Source organism: Pseudoalteromonas sp. SWN29 (assembly GCF_015864465.1).
Classification (GTDB): domain Bacteria; phylum Pseudomonadota; class Gammaproteobacteria; order Enterobacterales; family Alteromonadaceae; genus Pseudoalteromonas.
The window spans coordinates 16,807-38,568 of sequence record NZ_JADYXE010000027.1; the positions used below are offsets into that span (position 1 = coordinate 16,807).

At 39.9% G+C, this 21,762-nt stretch carries 19 protein-coding genes; 6 read left to right on the top strand and 13 right to left on the bottom strand.

Annotated elements, in window-relative coordinates:
• Nucleotides 1–183: 183 nt before the first annotated feature.
• Nucleotides 184–942, top strand: a complete 759-nt coding sequence (locus tag I6F53_RS11645; protein ID WP_166419205.1) for a sulfite exporter TauE/SafE family protein — start codon at nt 184–186, stop codon at nt 940–942.
• A gap of 179 nt (nt 943–1,121) precedes the next feature.
• Here I6F53_RS11645 and I6F53_RS11650 read toward each other — a convergent pair whose 3' ends face one another.
• The 3 genes from I6F53_RS11650 to mnmC all read right to left on the bottom strand — a co-directional run bounded on the left by I6F53_RS11650 (nt 1,122) and on the right by mnmC (nt 4,341).
• Entirely contained in the window at nt 1,122–1,757 is a 636-nt protein-coding gene (locus I6F53_RS11650) for an NAD(P)-binding oxidoreductase (protein ID WP_166419204.1), read from the bottom strand.
• A 183-nt stretch (nt 1,758–1,940) separates the two neighbouring features.
• Entirely contained in the window at nt 1,941–2,264 is a 324-nt protein-coding gene (locus tag I6F53_RS11655) for a hypothetical protein (RefSeq protein ID WP_197239658.1), read from the bottom strand.
• A 67-nt stretch (nt 2,265–2,331) separates the two neighbouring features.
• Nucleotides 2,332–4,341 (bottom strand): bifunctional tRNA (5-methylaminomethyl-2-thiouridine)(34)-methyltransferase MnmD/FAD-dependent 5-carboxymethylaminomethyl-2-thiouridine(34) oxidoreductase MnmC, encoded by a 2,010-nt coding sequence (gene mnmC / locus I6F53_RS11660; RefSeq protein WP_166419202.1) that lies wholly within the window; start codon nt 4,339–4,341, stop codon nt 2,332–2,334.
• Between the two features lie 179 nt (nt 4,342–4,520).
• On the opposite strand from mnmC, the gene fabB reads away from it, so the two are divergent.
• Nucleotides 4,521–5,732: a beta-ketoacyl-ACP synthase I gene (gene fabB, locus I6F53_RS11665; protein WP_197239660.1), complete on the top strand. Its 1,212-nt coding sequence runs from the start codon at nt 4,521–4,523 to the stop codon at nt 5,730–5,732.
• Between the two features lie 103 nt (nt 5,733–5,835).
• Here the strand turns inward: fabB and I6F53_RS11670 are convergent, their stop codons facing one another.
• A complete protein-coding gene (locus tag I6F53_RS11670) occupies nt 5,836–6,201 on the bottom strand; it encodes a hypothetical protein (RefSeq protein WP_007582001.1) in 366 nt (121 codons plus the stop codon).
• Nucleotides 6,202–6,252: 51 nt separating this feature from the next.
• Here I6F53_RS11670 and I6F53_RS11675 point away from each other — a divergent pair, with 51 nt between their 5' ends.
• Entirely contained in the window at nt 6,253–6,795 is a 543-nt protein-coding gene (locus tag I6F53_RS11675; protein ID WP_197239661.1) for a GNAT family N-acetyltransferase, read from the top strand.
• Nucleotides 6,796–6,892: 97 nt separating this feature from the next.
• A complete protein-coding gene (gene ggt / locus I6F53_RS11680) occupies nt 6,893–8,566 on the top strand; it encodes a gamma-glutamyltransferase (protein WP_197239663.1) in 1,674 nt (557 codons plus the stop codon).
• A 48-nt stretch (nt 8,567–8,614) separates the two neighbouring features.
• On the opposite strand, the gene I6F53_RS11685 is transcribed toward ggt, so the two are convergent.
• The 9 genes from I6F53_RS11685 to I6F53_RS11725 all read right to left on the bottom strand — a co-directional run bounded on the left by I6F53_RS11685 (nt 8,615) and on the right by I6F53_RS11725 (nt 17,916).
• Nucleotides 8,615–9,472: a Tim44 domain-containing protein gene (locus tag I6F53_RS11685; RefSeq protein WP_197239664.1), complete on the bottom strand. Its 858-nt coding sequence runs from the start codon at nt 9,470–9,472 to the stop codon at nt 8,615–8,617.
• Between the two features lie 161 nt (nt 9,473–9,633).
• The gene (locus I6F53_RS11690) at nt 9,634–10,386 is read right to left on the bottom strand and encodes a DUF3379 family protein (RefSeq protein ID WP_197176727.1); all 753 of its coding nucleotides are present in this window, start codon (nt 10,384–10,386) and stop codon (nt 9,634–9,636) included.
• Nucleotides 10,386–10,943 carry a sigma-70 family RNA polymerase sigma factor gene (locus tag I6F53_RS11695; RefSeq protein WP_032827217.1) on the bottom strand — a complete coding sequence of 186 codons (558 nt, stop codon included), beginning with the start codon at nt 10,941–10,943 and terminating at the stop codon, nt 10,386–10,388. The genes I6F53_RS11690 and I6F53_RS11695 overlap by 1 nt, the downstream gene beginning before the upstream one ends.
• A gap of 60 nt (nt 10,944–11,003) precedes the next feature.
• Nucleotides 11,004–12,662, bottom strand: a complete 1,659-nt coding sequence (locus I6F53_RS11700) for a BatD family protein (RefSeq protein ID WP_197176725.1) — start codon at nt 12,660–12,662, stop codon at nt 11,004–11,006.
• Nucleotides 12,656–14,596, bottom strand: a complete 1,941-nt coding sequence (locus tag I6F53_RS11705; protein WP_197176723.1) for a vWA domain-containing protein — start codon at nt 14,594–14,596, stop codon at nt 12,656–12,658. Before I6F53_RS11705 ends, I6F53_RS11700 begins: the two co-directional genes overlap by 7 nt.
• The gene (locus I6F53_RS11710; protein ID WP_166419194.1) at nt 14,596–15,582 is read right to left on the bottom strand and encodes a vWA domain-containing protein; all 987 of its coding nucleotides are present in this window, start codon (nt 15,580–15,582) and stop codon (nt 14,596–14,598) included. Before I6F53_RS11710 ends, I6F53_RS11705 begins: the two co-directional genes overlap by 1 nt.
• Complete coding sequence (locus I6F53_RS11715; RefSeq protein WP_004335624.1) at nt 15,575–16,009, bottom strand: DUF4381 domain-containing protein; 435 nt, start codon at nt 16,007–16,009, stop codon at nt 15,575–15,577. The genes I6F53_RS11710 and I6F53_RS11715 overlap by 8 nt, the downstream gene beginning before the upstream one ends.
• Nucleotides 16,010–16,011: 2 nt before the next feature.
• Nucleotides 16,012–16,956 (bottom strand): DUF58 domain-containing protein, encoded by a 945-nt coding sequence (locus tag I6F53_RS11720; protein ID WP_197176721.1) that lies wholly within the window; start codon nt 16,954–16,956, stop codon nt 16,012–16,014.
• 3 nt (nt 16,957–16,959) lie between these two features.
• Complete coding sequence (locus I6F53_RS11725; protein WP_024598407.1) at nt 16,960–17,916, bottom strand: AAA family ATPase; 957 nt, start codon at nt 17,914–17,916, stop codon at nt 16,960–16,962.
• A 306-nt stretch (nt 17,917–18,222) separates the two neighbouring features.
• On the opposite strand from I6F53_RS11725, the gene fadI reads away from it, so the two are divergent.
• Both fadI and fadJ read left to right on the top strand, forming a co-directional pair.
• The gene (gene fadI, locus I6F53_RS11730) at nt 18,223–19,533 is read left to right on the top strand and encodes an acetyl-CoA C-acyltransferase FadI (RefSeq protein WP_004335629.1); all 1,311 of its coding nucleotides are present in this window, start codon (nt 18,223–18,225) and stop codon (nt 19,531–19,533) included.
• Nucleotides 19,533–21,740: a fatty acid oxidation complex subunit alpha FadJ gene (fadJ, locus tag I6F53_RS11735; RefSeq protein ID WP_165729177.1), complete on the top strand. Its 2,208-nt coding sequence runs from the start codon at nt 19,533–19,535 to the stop codon at nt 21,738–21,740. Before fadI ends, fadJ begins: the two co-directional genes overlap by 1 nt.
• Nucleotides 21,741–21,762 lie beyond the last annotated feature (22 nt).

Sequence of the window (21,762 nt, forward strand, 5' to 3'; positions counted from 1 at the left end):
AAAATATCCGGTAATGAAGTTGAATGTATAATATTTGTTAAATGTGCAAACAAAGTGCAAAAACAACGCAACATAGTACATAGCACGAGATAGAGGCTGATAAAGTTGCTATAAATGTGTTTAGTACCTTTTTTACTATTAAATACTGCGACTTGAAAGTACTTAAATAGGCAGTGGAGTTTTATGGATTTTTTATTTCCTGACAGCATGTCTTTATTTTTGTTTTTATTGTTAATGATCACCGCTGGCTTTACTTCTTTTATATCTGCTGCATTTGGTGCTGGTGGCGGATTAATGCTGCTTGTTGTTATGGCGTCGTTTATGCCAATGGCAGTTGTTGTGCCTGTGCATGGTTTAGTACAGCTTGGCTCTAATGCAAATAGGTTTTTACTCAGCTTTAAGCATATTGATAAAAGCATGTTTGTATATTTTGCGTTAGGCGGCTTAGTAGGGGCGGGGTTATCTAGTTTTGTAATTAATGATATATCGCTTGATGCAATGAAGTTCGTGGTCGCTATTTTTGTTATTTATTTACTGTGGGGTAAAACGCCACCTATAAAATTAACCTCTAAGGTGTGGCGTATGGTCGCGGGTTGCATTACTACTTTTATTTCTATGTTTGTGGGGGCAAGTGGCCCATTAGTTGGTAGCTGTTTATATATAAATAACTATGAAAAGTTAAAATTTACGGCAACGTTTTCGAGCATTATGAGTGTGCAGCATTTATTAAAAGCGATAATTTATGGCGCTGTTGGCTTTAGTTTTTGGCAATGGATACCGCTTGTAATTGCCATGGTAATAAGTGGCGCAGTAGGAACTTGGTTCGGAATTAAATTACTTAAAAGGATGTCTGGGGATAAATTTAAGCATATTTTTAGGATAGTTTTAACGTTATTAACGCTACAACTTGGTTGGCAAGGTATAAAAATATTACTCCACTAATTTGCTTAGTGGAGTAAATTTAATTTTATTAAACATAAATTATTTAAGCGGATTAAATAATTCATTGCGCCAAAAAGTTACTGATATAGAGCGACTATACTGTAATTTTTTGCCTTATCGATGAATTACATATTCTTTGTAATAATTGTTCATATGTTTAATTAAATTGGTATTAAAGCTTATTTAACAGCGGCTTTAATTGGCTTGTCGCCATCAAATAACTCAAAAATTCGATTGCTAATAAATGAGTTAGTCGCAATATGTAATAAAGCATTGGCTACGTTTTCGCGGCTAATTTTAGCTTTTGAGCGGTCACTTGGTCGCTGCGTTGTTACTTGCATTGATGCGCTTTCGTCAGTCAATGTACCTGGGCGAACAATAGTGTAATTTAAGCCACTATTTATTAAGTGCTCGTCGGCCATGTGTTTTGCTACTAAGTAAGGTTTTAAATCACCTTGAATCGAATCTGGATCGTCTGCACCAATTGAACTGACCATAATAAAGTGATTAACGCCGTGCTCTTTTGCAAATGTAGCTGCTTTTGTTGCAGCCCATAAATCAATGAGTACAGTTTTATCATCGCCTGTACTTCCACCAGAACCAGCAGCAAAAATTACTTGGTCACAGCCTTTCATTGCATCGCCAAAATCGCCTTCAAGATCTTGCTCAACAATAGTTAAAAAAGAGCTGTTTAAATCGCTTAACTTATTTTTGTCGCGCACTAATGCCACAACATTTTGCTCATTTTCTAAAAGTAGCTCAGTTGTCATTTTACCTATTTGTCCGCTTGCGCCAATAATTAGGGTCTTACTCATAATTAACTCCTTCCAATAAATAGTAAAAGTAATGTGCTTACAAACAGACCTTGGGGTAGGGGATTATTTTTAAAGGGTAAAAAAGAGTTTAAATGAGCTAATTTCAAAAAATACTTTAATTAAAGTGCGATGCTTAACTGAGTATTAAAATCAGCTGCTTTTGGTGTATTTTTTTAAACCTTTTTATTCAACCATTATACTCACTTCGGTCACATAACTACGGCGGTATAGACTAATACGGACTTTACGTTCTTGGTAATTATAAAACAAAGTGCGATATGTACTATTGCCATTTGTTTTTAAAGGTTCACCTAATTTTTGCTGATAAAAGCGAGTGATATCAGAAATTGAATCGGTTAAATAACCAGTACGTACCATTGGGTATTCGCTTGCTACGTCCATCGTTGTAACAAACTCTTCAGGAAGTGGGATTTCAGTGACGTTTTGGCTGAGTACGTTAAACGATAGAGTGCATAGCAATATGATTAAACATGCTAAAGTTTTCATTAGAGTCCTTTGAGTAATAAATTCCTTTTATTGGTACTTATTTTACCTGAATAAGCACCAATGTCATTTAAATTTTATTACGAATTAAGTCTCGCACTATAAATCGTGCAGGATGAATCGCTTGGCTTACACGTTCGCTTAATGGGCGGGGTTCGTTATTTAAACAACTTACGAGGTGGTCTGCACTTAGCGGTGCGCTACACAACGCGCGAGCACCAAAACCGGTAAAGATATGCAGGCCTTGTTGTGGTTTATTAAGTTGCTCGTACCGATAGCGTTTACCTAAACGTAGATTAGCAAAAGCCATAGTGTAATCACTTTGCTCGCACCATTGCCCTGCCATTGGTAGGTGATCTATAAATGTGCAGCGAACAGCCGCTTTTGCCGAGGTTATATTGCCAAGAGTGGAGGCAAATTCACTTTGCTGATAAAAGCTAAGTAGTTGCTCTTGGTTTAATTGGTTGTCGAGCGCTGTAACCTGGCGGCTTTTAGTGTTTTTTTCAAATGTGGCACCCATACAGTGATGATCTAAATAAGCCGGTGTAAAATACCCTTTATGGCATAGCACTGTTTTAAGTTTGCGTGATTGCTCACTTGCCTCAATATGTGAAACCTGACCGCGAACGCCTACTATTGGCAGCGCTTTTGTTTGCTCAAATGCATCGCTGTGCTCGCCTGCACAAATAATTACATCGCTAAAAGGGCCTAACAGCTCATTATTCGTTAATAAAAACCAACCGCTATCAGTTTTTTTAAGCTGCTTTATATTGCAGTTAAATAGGCTTTTAAATGGGCTTATGCTATTTGCAGCGCTTAGCATAGCGTTTACTAATTGTGGCGGGTTAACCCAGCCGCCTTGTTCAAAAAACACGCCTGAATAACCTGTCGTTACGCCGGCTATTTCATCGCCTTGCTCTGCGGTTACGTTACGCATTAGCTGGGTTGGCCACAGTTGCTTTTGTGCTAAGTTTTCGTGCTTATCAGCGAGAGGTTTTTTTACTGCGTGTTGTAATACGCCGCACCAATCGTAATCAAAATTAAAACCGCTGCTAAGTAAATTGTTATATAGGCGTTTGGCGTATAAAAAACTATGTGCAAACAATTCGCTGTGCGGCGAGTTTTTAGCTTGTAGGTGAGGGTAAATAGCGCCTTGCACATTATGCGATGCACCCATAGCGGGCTTTTCATCTTGGCAGAATAATTGGCTTGTTATGCCACGTTTTGCCAAGCTATATAAAATACAGCTACTGGCAATACCGCCACCTATTACAGCTACGTTTTTTAATGCGCTGCTATCTTGATTGAAATAAGCGGGGGTTGATTGAGCGTTATTAGTCTGTTTAAGTTGGCCAATAAGCATATTTTCTTTTTGATTAAAATTTTTGGCTTTTTCAGCACTAAAGCCAGCTTCTATTAATCCTCGTTGAACAAAGTCAGCGGCAGTAAAAGTCGATAAGGTTGCATTAGCTCTTGTTATATCAGCCATGGAGTTAAATAAACTTTGCTGCCACATATCAGGATTTTTACTTGGCTCAAGCCCATTTAAATACCAGGCATCAACAATTCCTGTTTGCGGGTAGCTCATTGCCTGTATGGATTCTAAAGCATCCCCAAAATATAAATCGAGAACAACAGTGCCATTATTAAATTCGAGCCGGTGGCACCCCTCTAAGTTAATAGGGTAGTTTGCTGCTAATTGCTCGCTTAAATGACTTAAAGTAGGCCAAGCGGTTAATGCTTGTTTTAAGTCGTTCACGGTTAAAGGGTGTTTTTCAAACGAAATAAAGTGTAAGCGTTTTACACTTTTTTCACATTCATTTTGAACTTGCATCCGCTTAAGGTGGTCAGTAAAGCGTTGCCATGTATTTAAAAAGTTTAAACCTGTGCCAAAGCCGGTCTCGGCAATAACAAAATGTGCTTGGTCATGATTTTGTAATCGTGCATCTATATTATTTTGCTCATAGAACACATAATGCGATTGAGCTAAGCCATCGACATTAGAAAAATAAATATCACCGGAGTCATTAGTCAAAGGTTTACCTAAATTATTAAAGTGACTATGTGCGTTTTTAATCATGATTTTTTAAATTTATGGATATATTTTTTAATTATTTTACGGGTTTTCTTTGAAATAGTCTGGCGTTATTTATATGCTAGCAGTTCAGAGTACAAGTGTACGCTAGAAAGCTGACCACTTAGGTGATTAAATTCGCGTAAAATAGAATGCAATTAAGTATTAAGCTAAGGGAATTACCCATGAGAAGAGCTGTAATTACAGGTATCGGTGTTGTATCAAGTATCGGTAACAACAAAGAAGAAGTATTAGAATCGTTAAAAACGGGCAAAAGCGGTATCGCTTTTAACCAAGAATTTGCCGATTATAAGTTACGTAGTAACGTATCGGGTAAAATTGATATTGACGTTAAAGCACATGTTGACCGCAAAGCAATGCGCTTTATGGGTGATGCTGCTGCTTACTCTTATATTTCGATGACTCAAGCAATTGAAGACTCAGGTTTGACTGACGACCAAGTATCAAATGAGCGCACGGGTATTATTGTTGGCTCTGGCGGTGGTTCGTCTAAGTGGCAAGTAGAAGCAGCTGATATTTTACGTGAAAAAGGCGTAAAACGCGTAGGGCCTTATATGGTTCCACGTACTATGGCGAGCACTACATCTGCTTGTTTAGCAACACCCTTTAAAATTAAAGGTGTTAACTACTCAATTAGCTCTGCATGTGCAACATCTGCGCATTGTATTGGTAATGCAGTTGAACAAATTCAATTAGGTAAGCAAGATGTTGTTTTTGCTGGTGGCGGTGAAGAACTACACTGGACATTGGCAATGGAATTTGACGCTATGGGCGCACTTTCTACCAAGTACAACGAAACACCAGAAAAAGCATCTCGTACATACGATGCAAACCGCGATGGTTTTGTTATATCTGGCGGTGGCGGTATTGTTGTAGTTGAAGAACTTGAACACGCACTTGCTCGTGGCGCACATATCTATGGCGAAATTGTTGGCTACGGTGCAACATCAGATGGCTACGACATGGTTGCTCCATCTGGCGAAGGTGCTGCACGTTGTATGCGCCAAGCTATGCAAGATGTAGACAGTATTGATTACTTAAACACACATGGTACATCTACACCGGTAGGCGACGTTAAAGAGTTAGGTGCAATTCAAGAAGTGTTTGGTGGTAAATCACCAATGATCAGCGCAACTAAAGCAATGACAGGTCATGCATTAGGTGCTGCAGGTGTTCACGAAGCTATTTTCTCTTTATTAATGCTAGAGCATAGCTTTGTAGCGCCTTCAATTAATATTGATGAGCTAGATGAGCAAGCGGCAGGTTTAGATATTATTACTGAACGTCGTGACGTTGAGTTAAATACTGTAATGTCTAATAGCTTTGGCTTTGGTGGCACAAACGCGACTTTAGTTATGAGTAAATACAAAGGTTAATTTAAGTTTATAAGCTTTAAATATGTAAACACATATTTGGGCTAAATAGCTTAAAACAAAAAAGGAAAGCCGAGGCTTTCCTTTTTTATTATCGAAAGTTAAATTAACCTTCGTTATGTTCTTTACGCGCTTGCTCAATTTCGTCAGCAATTTCTTGCGCTTTCTGCTTAGTTTTTTCAGTTAACTCACCAGCAGTTTCTTTGCTTTTAATCCATGCATCAACAGCAATCTCTTTGCCGTCGTCGTACATGTCTAAGCCCATTGTTTTACTTTGCTCTAATAGCTCGTTTAAAGACTCGTCATTTTTAAGATCGTTTGTTGTCTCTTTAACGTCGTTCCATGCATCACCAAGCTTTTCTTGCATTTGTGCGCTTTTATCTTTTGCATCTTCTTTTACTTCGTTGGCATCTTCACAACCAGTTAATGTAATTAAAGTGCCTAATAAAGCTAAACCTGCTAATTTATTCATGTGCTATCTCCTTTAGAGACTGATAATTAATTCGAGGCAGACTATACAATAATGAAAATGAACGCTCCCGTAACAAAACGATTAAACTTTAAATTAATGAATGAGCACGATTGGCCTCAATTGTTTGAACTTGATCAAGACCCTGCCGTAATGCAATTTTTAACGCGAGGTGTACCTACCACTTTAGATCAAATAAAAAATGAGGGAGTGCCTCGTATGCTCGCGTATCGAAATGAGCTAAAAGGCTGGGGGCTCTGGAGTCTTACTATAAAGCACACCAATACATTTATTGGTTGGGTATTAATAAGACCAATGGATTTTTTTAATGATGCACCAAATTACAGCGATATTGAAATAGGTTGGCGCTTTAAGCAAGCGAGTTGGGGGCATGGTTATGCAACCGAGGCGGCTTTAGCATTGTGTGATGAACTTATTAAGCAAGATGACGTTAAGGCGATAAGTGCAACGGCATTAAAAGGTAATACGGCTTCTATAAAAATAATGAAAAAACTAGGCCTGCAATTTATAAAAAATTATACGCATACAGATGAGCAAGGCGACTTACCGGCAGTACTTTATTCAAAAAACGTTTAAAGATGATTAAATATCAACAGTATAAAGATTGACCTACTCTTAAGTGACGTGCATTAATATGAATGAGTAACTAAAAATAATAAATTAAGGATGTTGTATGGGATTGTTTTTTTCACCACGTAAATTAATCGTCAAAAGTGTACTGGTTTTACAGTTCAGTGTATTTAGTGTTTTGGCGCAGCCTTTAACGCAAAGCGCAGTAGCTATGCCTGACTCGTTCAGTGCCGATGCTGCTAAAAGTATATTACAGCAAGGTGGTAATGCTGTTGATGCGGCTATTACTGCACAATTTGTACTTGCGGTAACGCTTCCTGAAGCCGGAAATATTGGCGGCGGGGGATTTATGCTTATTCAAAAAGATGGCAAAGGCGATTTTATAGATTATCGCGAAACAGCCCCAACAGCCGCTCATCGCGATATGTATTTAGATGAGCAAGGCAATGTTGTCCCTAACAAATCAATATATGGCATTCATGCAAGCGGTGTACCGGGCAGTGTAGCGGGTATGTGGCTTGCTCATCAAAAGCATGGCAGTTTAAAGTGGGAAGCACTCGTACAGCCTGCCGTAACTTTAGCGGAGCAAGGCTTTGTTGTTCCGTCTAAGTTGGCACAGGGTGTTAGCCACTATATAGCGCATCTAAAAGATCAAAAAATAAATGTAAACTTTGAAAAATATTTTGCTGATGTAAAAGCCAATAAAGTATTTAAACAACCAGAGTTGGCAGCAACCCTAAAGCGTATTCGTGATAACGGTCAAGATGGATTTTATAAAGGCGAAACCGCAAATATTATTGCTAAGTTTATGCACCAGCACGGCGGTATTATTAATCAAGATGATTTAAAAAATTATACCGCTAAATCGCGCACGCCCATTAAAGCAAGTTGGAATGGTTATGAAGTGCTTACTTCACCACCGCCGAGTTCAGGTGGTATTGCTATTTTACAGTGGCTTAAAATGTATGAGCTACAAAAGCCTGATGCAGGCTTAGTTCATAACTCCATGCAATATGTTCATTTACTCTCTGAAATAGGTAAACGCGTATTTGCAGATAGAGCAGAGTATTTAGGCGATCCTGATTTTTTTGATGTGCCAGTAAACGCGTTAACTAATATTAACTACCTCAAAGAGCGCAGTAATGGCATTTCGCTAACCGCTATCTCTACTACCGAAAATATTAAACCGGGCCTTAAAGAAAGTGAGCAAACTACGCACTTTTCAATTGTTGATAAAATGGGTAACGCTGTAGCAAATACCACCACAATAAACCTAGGGTTTGGTAGTGGTGTTGTTGTTGAAGGTGCGGGATTTATTTTAAATGATGAAATGGACGACTTTAGCGCCAAACCAGGCGTTATGAATGTATTTGGTGCAATAGGTGGTAAAGCTAATGAAATACAGCCACACAAGCGTATGTTGAGTTCTATGACGCCTACAATACTACTTAAAGACAACACTGTTAAAATGGTGACAGGCTCGCCTGGTGGTACAACTATTATTAGCTCTGTGTACGAATCTATTTTAAATGCGGTAGAGTTTGATATGAGTGCAGAGCAGGTTGTAAATAGCCCCCGTTTTCATCACCAACTATGGCCTAAAAATATAATTAGATCCCATAAAGGTTTAACTGATAGCGTAAAAGCAGAACTTACAAAAATGGGTTACACCATCGATGAAAATCACTTTGGTGACTTACACGTTATTATTAATAAAGAGGGTCAATTAGATGCCGCTTCTGAAGCATCAGGGCGCGGTAAATCAATCGTTTTTTAAATAAAAAAAATACCGCGCTAAAAAGCGCGGTGTTTTAAACAATAAAAGCTATTGAGTATCAATTAAATCTTCAACACCCACTATTAGCCATGGGGCATCATCTGAAATTAGACGCTCTAAGTGCCAAATTTCTAAAATAGGTTCTTCTTTTTTATCGCCTAAATCACGATACTTACCTTTAAAGCGAACACTAACCTGCCACGATTGCGCGTTTGTATCTGCACGCACAAGTTCGGCATCAATAAACATTACTTCAGTGTCTACGTTTTGTATCGCTTCACGCTCTGTTTTAAATTCGGCAACAAGTTCAGAGCTCAAGTATTCAGCCATTGTGGTGTAATCAGCATTATTCCATGCAGTTTGCAGCGTATGGTAATGACTACGGGCACCTTGTAAAAAACCATTAACGTCAAAGTTAGGCGGTAAGTTAAAAGGTACACTTTCACCTTGTGGTGCATTGCTTGCAAAGCCTGTACTCATTGGCTGCTCGATTGGTGCTTGTTTAAAAGCATTTTGCTGAGCATTTGTACCAACACTGGCATTTGCAAGTTGTGGAGCACGATTAACACGTAAAAAGCCTGTTACTAGCTTAAATAAAATAAAGAGTCCGCCAGCTAATAAAATCATTTCCAATAGCTGAAAACCTTCAAAATCGTCGCCTAACATTGCTGCAATTAAGCCACCCGCTAAAAGACCACCCAACACGCCAGCCATAATCCCTTTTTTATTTGATTTAGCTTTAGGTGCTGTTGATGCAGGTACATCTGATTGTTTATTTTGTGTGGTTTGTTGTGTTGCAGGCGTTTTTCCGCGTTTGCTGCTACCAAACTTTTTACGTGCATGTGCATCAAAACTAGCAGTACATAACAATGCTAATAGTGAAAAAATAACGATGATGTTCCTCATGAAAACCCTTAATTTTAATCGAGCCGCGATTATAATTTACTTTAAGGGGAAATATAAATAATTACTTTTAAAATCAGATGGTTTGAGTGTAATTTAATCTATTTAATAGACACAAAAAAACCGCTTAATAAATATTAAGCGGTTTTTTAATTACGTAAAAATTATAACCAACGAATAGCGCCTGTAACGCGTTCGTTATAAGTATTTAGAGGTGCGCCAACACTTGCCACTAAAATAGTATCTGCTTGTGGACCACGATTAATATGACCTTCAAAGCGCTCGTCTTTGAAATTATCATCGCCAAAACCAAATGATTTATTTTCAGAAGGCACTATAAATACAGTCATTGGGCCAAAGTCAGACTCAAATATTAAGTGCAGACCTTTTTCGCCTTCAAAATCACAAAACATAGCGTACGTTACGGCACCTGGAAGTTCATCAAGATGACCTCCTAGAACTGCAAGCTTGTCGTTAACGCTTTGTAGGCTAATAGGCTCTTTTTTATCAAGCGCATTAATTTCGTAGTACACATGGGCTAGTGCATGTTCACCTGCTTCGTGCGCAATATTTTGCTCTGTACTAAAAAAGAATGCACCCATTGCTACAAAAAATGATGCGGCAAGCGCTAAATGTACTCGATCAAACTTAAAACGCGATCGGGCATCAACCACGTTTTTTCCCGTTGCTTGCTCTTCTTGTAGTGCTTTTTCTTTTAATGATGTGTTTAAAAGAATACGGTCTGCAAGATTTTCTGGCACAGGTATGTCTAAAGCATCTTGAATATACTTATCAAAATCTTTCATATCGTTAATAAAACTTTGTCGCTCTGGGTTACTGTTAGCAAACTCCATGAGCTCCTTGTCAATGTCGTTTGGCTGCGCAATAGTGCGGCGACGAAACTCAAGTTCATCCATTATTTTGATGCCCCTTTAAGTTGTTCATCATCACGGCTTAAAGCCTCTTTAAGTTGATTTCGGGCACGGTATAAACGAGTCATTACCGTGTTTTTATTTAAATTAAGTATGCCTGCAATCTCTTCACCAGAGCAGCCCATTACAACTTGCAGTAATAATGGTTCTCGGTATTCATCAGATAGCAGTGCAATCTGGCGTTGAATAACCGTTTGCTCCATTTCATCATCTAATGAATGGCTGGTTTCATCAACAAGCGTATCGTTTTCTACATCACTGTAATCAAACTGTTTACGCTCAAATCTGCGTGCGTTTTCTCTTCGTAATATAGTTAGCAGCCAGGGTTTAGCTGCTTTTTGATCAAGTAAAGAGTCGAGTGAACGCCAAGCGCGTAAAAACGTTTCTTGTACTAAATCATCTGCTATGTGCGGATCACGGCATAACCAATAAGCAAAGCGATAAAGCTCTTTATTGTAAACGTGGACCAAGGCTTCATAACGCTTTTGTTTCTCTGCCATATCGATTAAGACCTGATTGTTTGATTTTTTCTTTCCAAGCATAAGCACTTTTTTAATTAAAAATTATTATTTTTTGCAAAAAAGACCTGTTTATAGTCGTTATTAATCATAAAGATCTTTTAATACAGCTTGTTGCGATTTTAATGCTTGAGTTTGATAATTCTCAATAATTTTAATAATAGCATTAAGATCCGTGTTTGCGTCTTTATTGCTATAAAGTTGCGCCTGTAATTGGTTAATAAAACCATTTAGCTCACTACTATTTATGCGGCTACAAAGCTCATCAATAGCGCCCACATTTTTGTGGGTAACTTTTATAGCAAAGCTATTTAGTGCATTGTAAAAAGCTTTCACATCCTGTGTTTTAGCTAAAGCTTTAAGCTCATTTAAGTTTGGCTGAACAATACGCCCACTATTAATCTGTACTTTTTCAGTCGTATTTTTAGAAGAACGGGTAACTAGATAAAAAATTACAGTACCAATCCATAAAATATACCCTAAAGCGGCAACAACTATTAACCAAAGAGGAGTATCACTTTTAGTTTCAATACGTTGTGTGCCTGTCGCTTCATTCGAAACATTTTCAATAGCAGGTAAATTGTTTGGGTTTGATTGTGGGTTTGCCACAGCGGTATTAGGTGCAGTACTACTTGGCGTTACCGTTATAGTGCGCTTTGGTAATGTAGCTACGCTAATACGGTTCATTTTAGTATTAAACCAAGGCAGCTGTATTTCAGGTAAAGTGTAAGTACCTGGTTTTTGCGGTAATAATGCATACGATGCAGTTTGCTGCGATACAACACGTCCGTCACGTACTGCATTGTTATTTTCTTTTTTATCAGGGTAGCTGCGTATGCCATCAATAGTAGGCATTGTAATTTCAGGCAGTTGCTCTTTTGTAACACCAAGCGCGGTAAGTGTAATAGTACGTGTTATAGGCGTACCTACTTCTACGGTGTTGTCGTTAGGTTGCCATTCTTCATCAAGACTAACTAGCTCGCTTGGTAACCATGCGCCCTTGTAGTCACTCGGAATTGGTTTAATTTCTACTTGCTGATCGTCCCCAAGGGCCGATACTTCTAACTGACGATAATTTTGTTGTACTCGTCCTTGAAAAGCGGGGCCTGCAATAGTGTAAGCACCACTTTTTTGTGGCTGAATTAAATATTCGCGAGTAATAACAAGATAGCGTTTACCATCAACTAGCTCATAGCCTTCTGCTTGCTTACCCAATTGCGTAAGCTGAGCGTCTTCCATACTTGGTGTGCTTAAACTGCCATCAAGCAGTTCTTTTGCAAGATAAAGCTTAATAGTATAAACGCCGGCTTCTTGCACAAACAATGAATTACTCGATAGTGACGTTTTTAAAAATATTTCGTTATTTTTATCTGCATCAACAGAGCGTTTTGCTACTTTTAATTTAATAGGCTGTGAGGTTAACCCTGCAACGCTAAATGCCGGAATCGTGTATTCGCCCTCAGCACGGGTCATTAATTTAACCGACCACGTAGTTTGCTTATTAATGCTGCCATTAATAATGTTGGTACGAGAGCTTAAGCTAGTCGGGCCTACTACAAAGTCTTTTAACAGTGCAGAGGTGTCAGGTTGCTCGCCTTTAACTGTATCGTCTACGGATATATTAAGCATAAAAAATTCACCTGCTAAAACAGGGTTTTTATCTACGCTGGCTTCTAACTTGGTGGCAGCCCATGAAGGCATCGCACTTAATAGCAATAAACAGCAAAATAATCGCATTACCATGATTTTTCGACTCCTGTAGGGCGACGTTTATATTGTCTTTTTTGGGCTTCTAATTGCATTTTATTCCGTAATAAAATAGCCGGATCGTCCGGGACTTTTCTAAGTAGTTGATTAAGCTGTTGCGCTTTTTCTTTCTCTTCGTTAGTCAATTCGCTAGCTTGGGCTTGCATTGCCTGCTGTTGAGCATTTTGCTTTTGCTCATCACTAGCAGGTTGCTCGCTCATTGCTTGTGGCTTACTTTGTTGCTGCTCGTCTTTAGGTTGGTCAGCGTCTTTATTTTGTCCTTGCTCACTTTGTGGCTGGGCTTGCATATCAGGTTCATTTTGCTTGTCTGATTGCTCTCCAGGCTCACCTTGTTGATCTTTTGATTGTTCAGACTCTTTATCTGATTCTTTATCAGATTTTTCATCGCTGGGGCTTTGACTTTCGTTTTCGCCTTTTTCAGAATCGCTTTTATCACCATTTTGTTGCTGATCCTGTTTTGACTCATCAGAATTTTGCCCTTGGTTTTGCTCATCTTTTTTCTGGCTATTATCTTGGTCTTGAGAGTCGTCGCCGTCGCTTTGCTGATCTTGCTGGTTTTGTTGCTCTTGTTGATTTAGTAATTGTTCAACTAAAGTTTGGTTGTCAGCTGCTTGTGTAAAGTCGTCTTGTAAGGTTTGGGCTTGTTTGTAGGCTTCAATTGCGTCCTCAAGCTTGCCAGCTTTGGCAAGGGCATTACCGTAGTTGTACAAACCGCTAGCCGACTTATCATTACTAAACTCATTAAGTGCAGCATCAAAATTACCTTGCTGGTAAAGCGCAGCGCCTTTTAGTTCACTTGATTGAGCCTGTGTTGCTGCATCGTACTCTTTATTATTGTAAGCCTCTAATGCACGTTGATCTGCATTTTGCAAAAGAGTAGGGAGCTCTACGGCATACACATTTTGCTGGGGTAAAAAGCTAAATACTAAAAAAGCACCTAATAAGGCAGCGCGTCTAAATAAATACAAGCCAAATGGCAATAGCAGTAACAGTCCGTATATACCGGCATCTATTCGCCAAAGTGCATGGCTTTGTTTTTCGTCTTTTAACAATTCGCTTTGCGCGCTTGGAGCAAATGTATTTATGTCGTTATTACTAGGCTGATAGCTCGCAAATTTACCGCCACTGCTTGATGCTAAATTTTTAAGCTGAGCTGCATTAAGTGTAGGGACTACAATTTGGCCGTATCTGTCTTTCAAAAAACCACCTTCAGGTAATTTTATCGGTGCGCCTTGAGCGGTACCTACACCATATATATTTAATCTATATTGGGTGTTACTGGTAAAGCTACTCACGTCGCTTTGTTCTTGTTGGTCAATACCATCGGTTACTAAAATAATGTCGCCATCAATATAACCCGCTTGCGTTAATAGCTCTTTGGCCATATCAAGACCGGCTAAAACGTTTGAGCCTTTGTCTGGCATTATTTCAGGGCTCAAGCTTGGAATTAAATTACTAAGTGTTGTGGCGTCGTTTGTTAGCGGCGATATTATGTAGGCCGTGCCTGCGTAGGCTACAAGCGCGGTATCGCCTTCTTTAAACAGCTCAATCATATCAAGCGCTTTAAAGCGTGATTGCATTAAACGATTTGGTAAAATATCGGTGCTGTACATTGAGTACGACATATCCATAACAATTACGCGGGCACTTTTACTTTGAAATACGGGCACTTGTTTTTTCTCAAAACTAGGTCCTGCACTAAATAAAATGCCAAGGCTGCAAAACAAAGCAATAAGCCAAAGAGGTTGGCTGGCTTTAGTGTTTGATTCGCTCATTATAAATTGTGCTAAATGTGGTGCAATTAGCTGCTCACTGGTCGCTTTTTTATGCTTAATTAAGGCAATAAAAAATAATGCCACAGCAGGTATGAGTAACCATAAAAGAGCAGGGCGAATAAATTCAAAATCCATTAGTTTGGCTCCTTTAATGCACGCAGTGTACTAAGCATTACTTTTAAGCTAATAAGTAAAATAGCGATAAGTAATGGGTAGTAAAATAATGAGCTTTGTGGGCGAAATGTTTGTTCATCAGCGCTAATAGGTTCAAGCTTATCAAGCTCTGCGTAAATTTGTTGAAGGCCTGCTACATCTTTGGCTCTAAAGTATAATCCGCCAGTTTGCTCGGCAATCTTTTTAAGTAAGCTTTCATCTAAATTACTGCCGCTAGAGCCGCCCATATTAAAGAGGCTAAAACCACGTGGGTTATCTGAGCCAACACCAATGGTGTACACTTTAATACCTTCTTCGCGAGCTAGCAGTAGTGCATCTTCTGGGTTTAAATTACCAGCGGTATTTTGTCCGTCGGTTAATAGCACCACAATACGGTTACTTTCATCTTTATTGGCAAAGCGTTTTACCGAAAGACCCAATGCATCACCAATAGCTGTGGCGCGTCCCACTAGACCAATTTGGGCTTCGCTGAGCATTTTACTTACTGTTTTAACGTCGCGCGTTAGCGGGGTTTGTAAAAACGCGGTGTCGCCAAATAATATCAGCCCAAGCCTGTCGCCTTGACGCTGCTCTATAAAATCACTGAGTACGGCTTTTACCATGGTAAGGCGGTCAACATATTGGCCGTTGTAAGCCATGTCTTGTTCGGTCATTGAGCCTGATAAGTCAACAGCTAGCATTATATCGCGACCCTCATTTGGCAATGAGATTGGCTCATCTAGCCATGTTGGATTGGCAGCGGCAGTAACAAGTAATAACCAAATTATCCATTCGAAAGGATTTAAACGTTGTGCGTGTGGTTCAATACTTTGGCTGGTTAAATTGTGCTTTGCAAAACTGGGTATACGTAAACGCGTACTGGCATTACTTGCAGCAGGTTTTAATAGTAAAAGTAATAAAGGTAAGGGTAGTAATAAAAATAACCATGGCCAGCTAAATTCAAACATTTACTGACTCCTTTATTTTAAATTGTTTAATACCTTGGCGAAATTTTTCGCACAGGGTTGTATCTTTTTGGCTGGGGTTATACAAGCTTAGTATTTCTTGTTCTGTAAAGCTTAAGCCAGTAAGCGTATTAAGTGTTGTACACCATTTAGAGGTTGATTGCGCAGCAAGGCGCTTGTCGTAATATTCAATCACTAAACGTTTTAAAATAATATGCAGTTGCTGAGGGTTTTGCTCACTTTGGCTCAATTGTATTGCGTAGCGTTTAGGCTTTTTAAATTTATGTTTTTTATAAAATATATAAATAGCTGCGCACAGTGCTAAAAACAGCAGTGCAATAATAACCCACCAAGCAGGGGCAAGTGGCCACCAATTAACTTGGCTTGGCGCTATTATGTCGTGCAGGCCATCGAGTGGATTGGTTTGCATGGTTATTTTCTCACTAATTGCAGCTCAAGCGGTGTTGCTGCATTGAATGATATTAAGTTAAGACCCGATTTAGTTAGGCGATTAAAGCGCGTGCTAAATGCGTGTTCTGCATTTTTAGCAAAGCGTTCTCTAAAGCTGTTATCCATTAATGGTAGGGCAAAGTCTTGGCCATTTGCATTAACGGTAACGGCTTGCTTAAACGCAGGTAACTGATGCTCAAACGGATCGCTTATATGGCAACCAATAAGCTCGCAGTGGCGGCTTAATATTTCGAGTTGCTTAAAGCTGGCATCATCCAGAGCGTTAAAATCAGACACTAAATACACTAAGCTGCCAGGTTTTGCTAAATGATTAAGGCGCTTTAGGTTATCACTAAAGTTGTTAGTGGCTGCTTTATCAATGTTGTTGAGTGCTTGCAGGTGGTTGTCGCATAAATTATGACAAAGCTTAAGGACTGCTTTTTCGCGAGCACTGGGTTTTAGCTCCAAATGAGAGTGCTGATTAAACACAATGCCGCCAATTCTGTCGCCGCGCTGACACGCCGACCATGCAACAAGGGCGCTTATATGCGCCGCTTGAACCGACTTTAACAGTAACTTTGAGCCAAACAGCATCGAGTTTGAAAAATCAGTAAACACAAACACAGGGCGTTCTTTCTCTTCTTGAAAGAGCTTTGTGTGAGTTTCGCCGGTACGCGCAGTGACTCGCCAATCAATAGAGCGAATGTCGTCACCTTGCTGATAATGTCGCACTTCGGCAAATTCCATTCCTCGGCCTTTGTGCGGTGCAAGGTATTGCCCTGTTAAGGTATTTTTTATTTTTACCTTAGGGGCAAGCTCAAGCAATTGCGCTTTGGCTTTGTAATACATCAGCTCTTTAAGTGCTAAATTAACACCGTTGCTATGGCTCTCTTTAAGCCATGCTTGGGGATCTAATTGTTTTTGCATAACTTATGGTACGGCTACAAGTTCAACTATACGGCTTATTACTTGATCTTTAGTAATGCCATCGGCTTGGGCTTCGTAACTTAAAATAATGCGATGACGCAGGACGTTATGCACAACAGCTTGAATGTCATCAGGTGCTACAAAGTCACGGCCTTGAAGCCATGCATGAGCACGAGCACATTTATCAAGTGCTATTGTTGCACGCGGGCTTGCACCAAATTCAATCCAACTACCTAGTTGTGCATCTAATTTAGCGCCTTCACGGGTGGCAATAATAAGTTGTACTAGGTATTGCTCAAGCGGCTCTGCTAAATAAAGCCCTAGTATTTCTTTTCGGGCAGCAAATAAATCGCTTTGACTAATCTTTTGTAATACCGGCTGTTGTTCGTTAAGTGCTTCGCCGCGTGTTAAACGTAGTATATCAAGCTCATGCTCTGCGCCAGGGTAACCAATACTTAGGTGCAGTAAAAAACGATCCAGCTGGGCTTCTGGTAACGGGTAAGTCCCTTCTTGCTCTAGCGGGTTTTGTGTAGCCATAACTAAAAACAGCTCGCTAAGCGGATAGGTGTTTTTACCTACGGTAACTTGGCGCTCTGCCATGGCTTCTAACAATGCTGATTGTACTTTGGCTGGTGCGCGGTTAATTTCATCGGCTAAAATAAGGTTGTGAAAAAGAGGGCCTTTTTCAAATACAAACTCGCTAGTTTGTTGGCGGTAAATATCGGTACCTGTTACATCAGCCGGTAATAAGTCTGGCGTAAACTGTACGCGCTGAAACGAGCCTTCAATACCTTTTGCAAGTGCATTAACTGCACGTGTTTTTGCAAGCCCCGGAGGCCCTTCTACTAATAAATGACCATCAGCTAAAATTGCAATAAGTAGCGCTTGTGTAAGCTCTGGCTGGCCAATGATTTGTGTATCTAAGTACGTTTTTAATTGTGAAAATGCGTTAGCTGCCATAATAAGTGGACTGTCCTCGTCAGCTGGGTTTGTACCTAATAGTGTTAGGTGATAAATACAGACCTATTTATAAGGTTTATAATTGGGTAACTCAAGAGTTAGACTGTATTTTTTAAAATAGTTCGTTATTTTTTAACGATTTTTAGCGTACCACAAAACTTTGTAAATGCGTCTAAAAAAGCCTATTGTGATAGTCGTAATTAAACACTGTTTATATAAATTTGTGTTTTTCTATTGGCTTTAGCACACGGGTTGTTTAGAATCGAGGAAAACAAACAGGTCAGACCTGTCAGCGGGAGAGCATAAATGTCTGAGCAAAACATACTAAAAACACCAAAGGGCGACCGTATTGCCATAGTTAGCGGCTTACGTACACCTTTTGCAAAGCAAGCAACAGCGTTTCACCATGTACCTGCACTTGATATGGGTAAGTTGGTGGTTAACGAAATGCTTGAACGATTAAATTTCAATAAGTCAGAAATTGATCAACTTGTATTTGGTCAAGTAGTACAAATGCCAGAAGCGCCAAATATTGCACGTGAAATTGTATTGGGCACAGGTATGCCAGTATCGGTTGATGCATATTCTGTATCGCGCGCATGTGCTACCAGCTTTCAGGCAATTGCCAATGTAGCTGAGTCTATTATGGCAGGCTCTGTAAGTGTAGGTATTGCGGGCGGCGCAGATTCGTCATCAGTATTGCCAATTGGTGTAAGTAAAAAGCTAGCAGGCAGCTTAGTTGATTTAAATAAAGCGCGTACGCTTGGTCAACGCTTAAAAATATTTTCAAAACTGCGTTTAAAAGATTTATTACCAGTGCCACCTGCAGTTGCAGAGTACTCAACAGGCCTTTCAATGGGGCAAACTGCTGAGCAAATGGCTAAAACACATAACATTAGCCGTGAAGATCAAGATGCATTAGCACATCGTTCTCACTCACTTGCAACGCAAGCATGGGCTGATGGAAAGTTAAAAGATGAAGTAATGACGGCGCATTTACCGCCATATAAAAGCTTTATTTCAGAAGATAACAACATTCGTAAAAACTCAACGGTTGAAGGCTACGCTAAGCTTAAACCGGTGTTTGACCGCCAGCACGGTACAGTTACCGCAGCAAATGCAACACCGTTAACAGATGGTGCAGCGGCCGTACTTATGATGAGCGAAAGCAAAGCAAAAGCACTTGGCTACGAAATACTAGGTTACGTACGTAGCTTTGCATTTTCGGCAATTGGCGTAGAAAAAGACATGTTAATGGGCCCAGCTCATTCAACGCCTATTGCACTAGATAGAGCGGGTATTACCCTTGCTGATTTAGATTTAATTGAAATGCACGAAGCGTTTGCATCGCAAACACTTGCCAATATGAAAATGTTTGCCTCAGACAAATTTGCACAAGAGCATTTAGGTCGCAGCAAAGCAATTGGCGAAATTAACATGGATAAGTTTAACGTTAACGGCGGCTCTTTAGCATATGGTCACCCATTTGCAGCGACAGGTGCACGCTTAATTACGCAAAGCTTACACGAGCTTAAACGTCGTGGTGGCGGTTTAGCATTAACAACAGCGTGTGCTGCTGGTGGTTTAGGTGCAGCCTTTGTATTGGAGAGCGCGTAATGACTGATTCAGTATTTAATTTAGCGGTAGATGAAAATAAAATCGCCGTGGTAACGATTGATGTGCCGGGTGAGAAAATGAATACCCTGCGCAGCAGTTTTGCCGATGATTTAAAAGCATTACTAGAAGACGCTAAGTCGCAAAATGTAAAAGGCATGGTATTTATAAGCGGAAAAAGCGATAACTTTATTGCTGGCGCCGATGTGAAAATGCTCGATAGCGTTCAAAAGCGTGAAGATGCTTTAGCTATTAGCGAGCTATGTCATCAAGCGTTTTTTGATATGACAAAACTGCCATACACAACAGTAAGTGCGATTCATGGCGCTGCATTAGGTGGTGGTTTAGAGTTTGCTTTAGCATGTGATTACCGTGTTGGTACCGACAGTGATTTAACAAAAATTGGCTTACCAGAAGTACAACTTGGTTTACTTCCAGGTGGCGGCGGCACCCAGCGCTTAACCAAAATTGTTGGTATTCAAAAAGCACTTGAGTGGATGCTAACAGGTAAACAAATTCGCCCTACGCAAGCTAAAAAAGCAGGCGTGCTTGATGATTGTGTACCGCACAGTGTGCTGCTAAAAGTTGCAAAAGAATTTGCCGCGAAGAAAAAGCCACAAGCAAAAGAGCCAAAGCTCGACAATATTAGTAAATTACTAGAGTCAAACCCGTTTGGTCGTAACTTTATCTTTAAAAAAGCAAAAGAAAACGTACTTAAAAAAACGGGCGGGCACTACCCAGCACCACTAGCTATTATTAAAGCAGTGCGAGCTAGTGTAGAGCTTGATGAGCTAAAAGCGTATAAAACAGAAGCTGAAAGCTTTGCAACACTTGTAATGAGTGACGAATCGAAAGCGCTTCGCGGTATTTTCTTTGCAACGACTGAAATGAAAAAAGAGTGGCGCAATGATGACGCACCCGCAATAAGCAAAACTGCTGTTTTAGGTGGTGGACTAATGGGCGCAGGCATTGCGCACGTAAGTGCTGTTAAAGCTAAAGTACCGGTACGTATTAAAGATGTAGCAGAGCAGGGCATTAGTAATGCAATGAGCTACACCTATAAAATTTTAGATAAGCGTCTTAAGCGTCGTATTATGTCTAAAGCTGATGTGCAGTTAACGATGAACCGTATTACAGGTACAACTGACTACAGTGGCTTTAAACACATTGATTTAGTAATAGAAGCGGTGTTTGAAGACCTTGCACTTAAGCAAGGTATGGTTGCAGACGTAGAGCAGCAATGCCAAGCAAATACAATTTTTGCAAGTAACACGTCATCATTACCAATATCGCAAATTGCAGCGCAGGCAGCACGTCCTGAAAATGTAATTGGCTTGCATTACTTTTCACCAGTGGAAAAAATGCCATTAGTGGAAATTATTCCACACGAAGGTACGTCTCAAGAGACCATTGCCCGCGTTGTTAACTTTGCACGTAAGCAAGGTAAAACGCCAATTGTTGTAAAAGACATGGCCGGTTTTTACGTCAACCGTATTTTAGCGCCTTACTTAAACGAAGCTGCTAACTTAATGTTAGCAGGCGAGCCAATTGAAAAGATTGATGCAGCGCTTGTTGAGTTCGGTTTTCCGGTAGGCCCGCTGGCTCTACTTGATGAAGTAGGTATTGATATTGGCTCTAAAATTGCCCCAATTCTTGAAAAAGAATTAGGCGAGCGTTTTAAAGGCCCTGATGCATTTATGCGTATGATTGATTCAAAACGCCTTGGCCGTAAGTCTGGTCGTGGTTTTTATGAATACGATAAAAAAGGCAAAAAGGTTGATGAGTCAGTTTACGAACTATTGGGTGTTACCCCGGCTCCACGTTTAAACAAGAGCGAAATTGCTAAGCGTTGTGTATCGCAAATGCTTAACGAAGCAGTACGCTGTTTAGATGATGGCATTATTGCCAGCCCACGTGATGGCGATATCGGTGCAATATTTGGTATTGGTTTTCCACCATTTTTAGGTGGCCCGTTTAGCTATATGGATAAATTAGGCGCAAGTAAAATAAGCTCTGATATGTCTACATTAGCTAACAGCGATGCTAACTTTGCACCATGTGAATCACTGGTAACAATGGCAAGCTCTGGTGCTACTTTTTATAACGCAACACATGTTGAGGTTGTAGCTCCTGAAGTACAAAGCACTGAGTCACAAGAGCAAAGTGTAACTGAGCCTGAAGTTACCAAAGAGATTGAAACGAAAGAATAAAGTTTCTGCTATCTAAAAAAAC

Bases quoted from the DNA above. Each gene is read 5' to 3' on its own strand.
- I6F53_RS11645 (WP_166419205.1), top strand. From the start codon at position 184: ATGGATTTTTTATTTCCTGACAGCATGTCTTTATTTTTGTTTTTATTG.
- I6F53_RS11650 (WP_166419204.1), bottom strand. From the start codon at position 1,757: ATGAGTAAGACCCTAATTATTGGCGCAAGCGGACAAATAGGTAAAATG.
- I6F53_RS11655 (WP_197239658.1), bottom strand. From the start codon at position 2,264: ATGAAAACTTTAGCATGTTTAATCATATTGCTATGCACTCTATCGTTT.
- mnmC (WP_166419202.1), bottom strand. From the start codon at position 4,341: ATGATTAAAAACGCACATAGTCACTTTAATAATTTAGGTAAACCTTTG.
- fabB (WP_197239660.1), top strand. From the start codon at position 4,521: ATGAGAAGAGCTGTAATTACAGGTATCGGTGTTGTATCAAGTATCGGT.
- I6F53_RS11670 (WP_007582001.1), bottom strand. From the start codon at position 6,201: ATGAATAAATTAGCAGGTTTAGCTTTATTAGGCACTTTAATTACATTA.
- I6F53_RS11675 (WP_197239661.1), top strand. From the start codon at position 6,253: ATGAAAATGAACGCTCCCGTAACAAAACGATTAAACTTTAAATTAATG.
- ggt (WP_197239663.1), top strand. From the start codon at position 6,893: ATGGGATTGTTTTTTTCACCACGTAAATTAATCGTCAAAAGTGTACTG.
- I6F53_RS11685 (WP_197239664.1), bottom strand. From the start codon at position 9,472: ATGAGGAACATCATCGTTATTTTTTCACTATTAGCATTGTTATGTACT.
- I6F53_RS11690 (WP_197176727.1), bottom strand. From the start codon at position 10,386: ATGGATGAACTTGAGTTTCGTCGCCGCACTATTGCGCAGCCAAACGAC.
- I6F53_RS11695 (WP_032827217.1), bottom strand. From the start codon at position 10,943: ATGCTTGGAAAGAAAAAATCAAACAATCAGGTCTTAATCGATATGGCA.
- I6F53_RS11700 (WP_197176725.1), bottom strand. From the start codon at position 12,662: ATGGTAATGCGATTATTTTGCTGTTTATTGCTATTAAGTGCGATGCCT.
- I6F53_RS11705 (WP_197176723.1), bottom strand. From the start codon at position 14,596: ATGGATTTTGAATTTATTCGCCCTGCTCTTTTATGGTTACTCATACCT.
- I6F53_RS11710 (WP_166419194.1), bottom strand. From the start codon at position 15,582: ATGTTTGAATTTAGCTGGCCATGGTTATTTTTATTACTACCCTTACCT.
- I6F53_RS11715 (WP_004335624.1), bottom strand. From the start codon at position 16,009: ATGCAAACCAATCCACTCGATGGCCTGCACGACATAATAGCGCCAAGC.
- I6F53_RS11720 (WP_197176721.1), bottom strand. From the start codon at position 16,956: ATGCAAAAACAATTAGATCCCCAAGCATGGCTTAAAGAGAGCCATAGC.
- I6F53_RS11725 (WP_024598407.1), bottom strand. From the start codon at position 17,916: ATGGCAGCTAACGCATTTTCACAATTAAAAACGTACTTAGATACACAA.
- fadI (WP_004335629.1), top strand. From the start codon at position 18,223: ATGTCTGAGCAAAACATACTAAAAACACCAAAGGGCGACCGTATTGCC.
- fadJ (WP_165729177.1), top strand. From the start codon at position 19,533: ATGACTGATTCAGTATTTAATTTAGCGGTAGATGAAAATAAAATCGCC.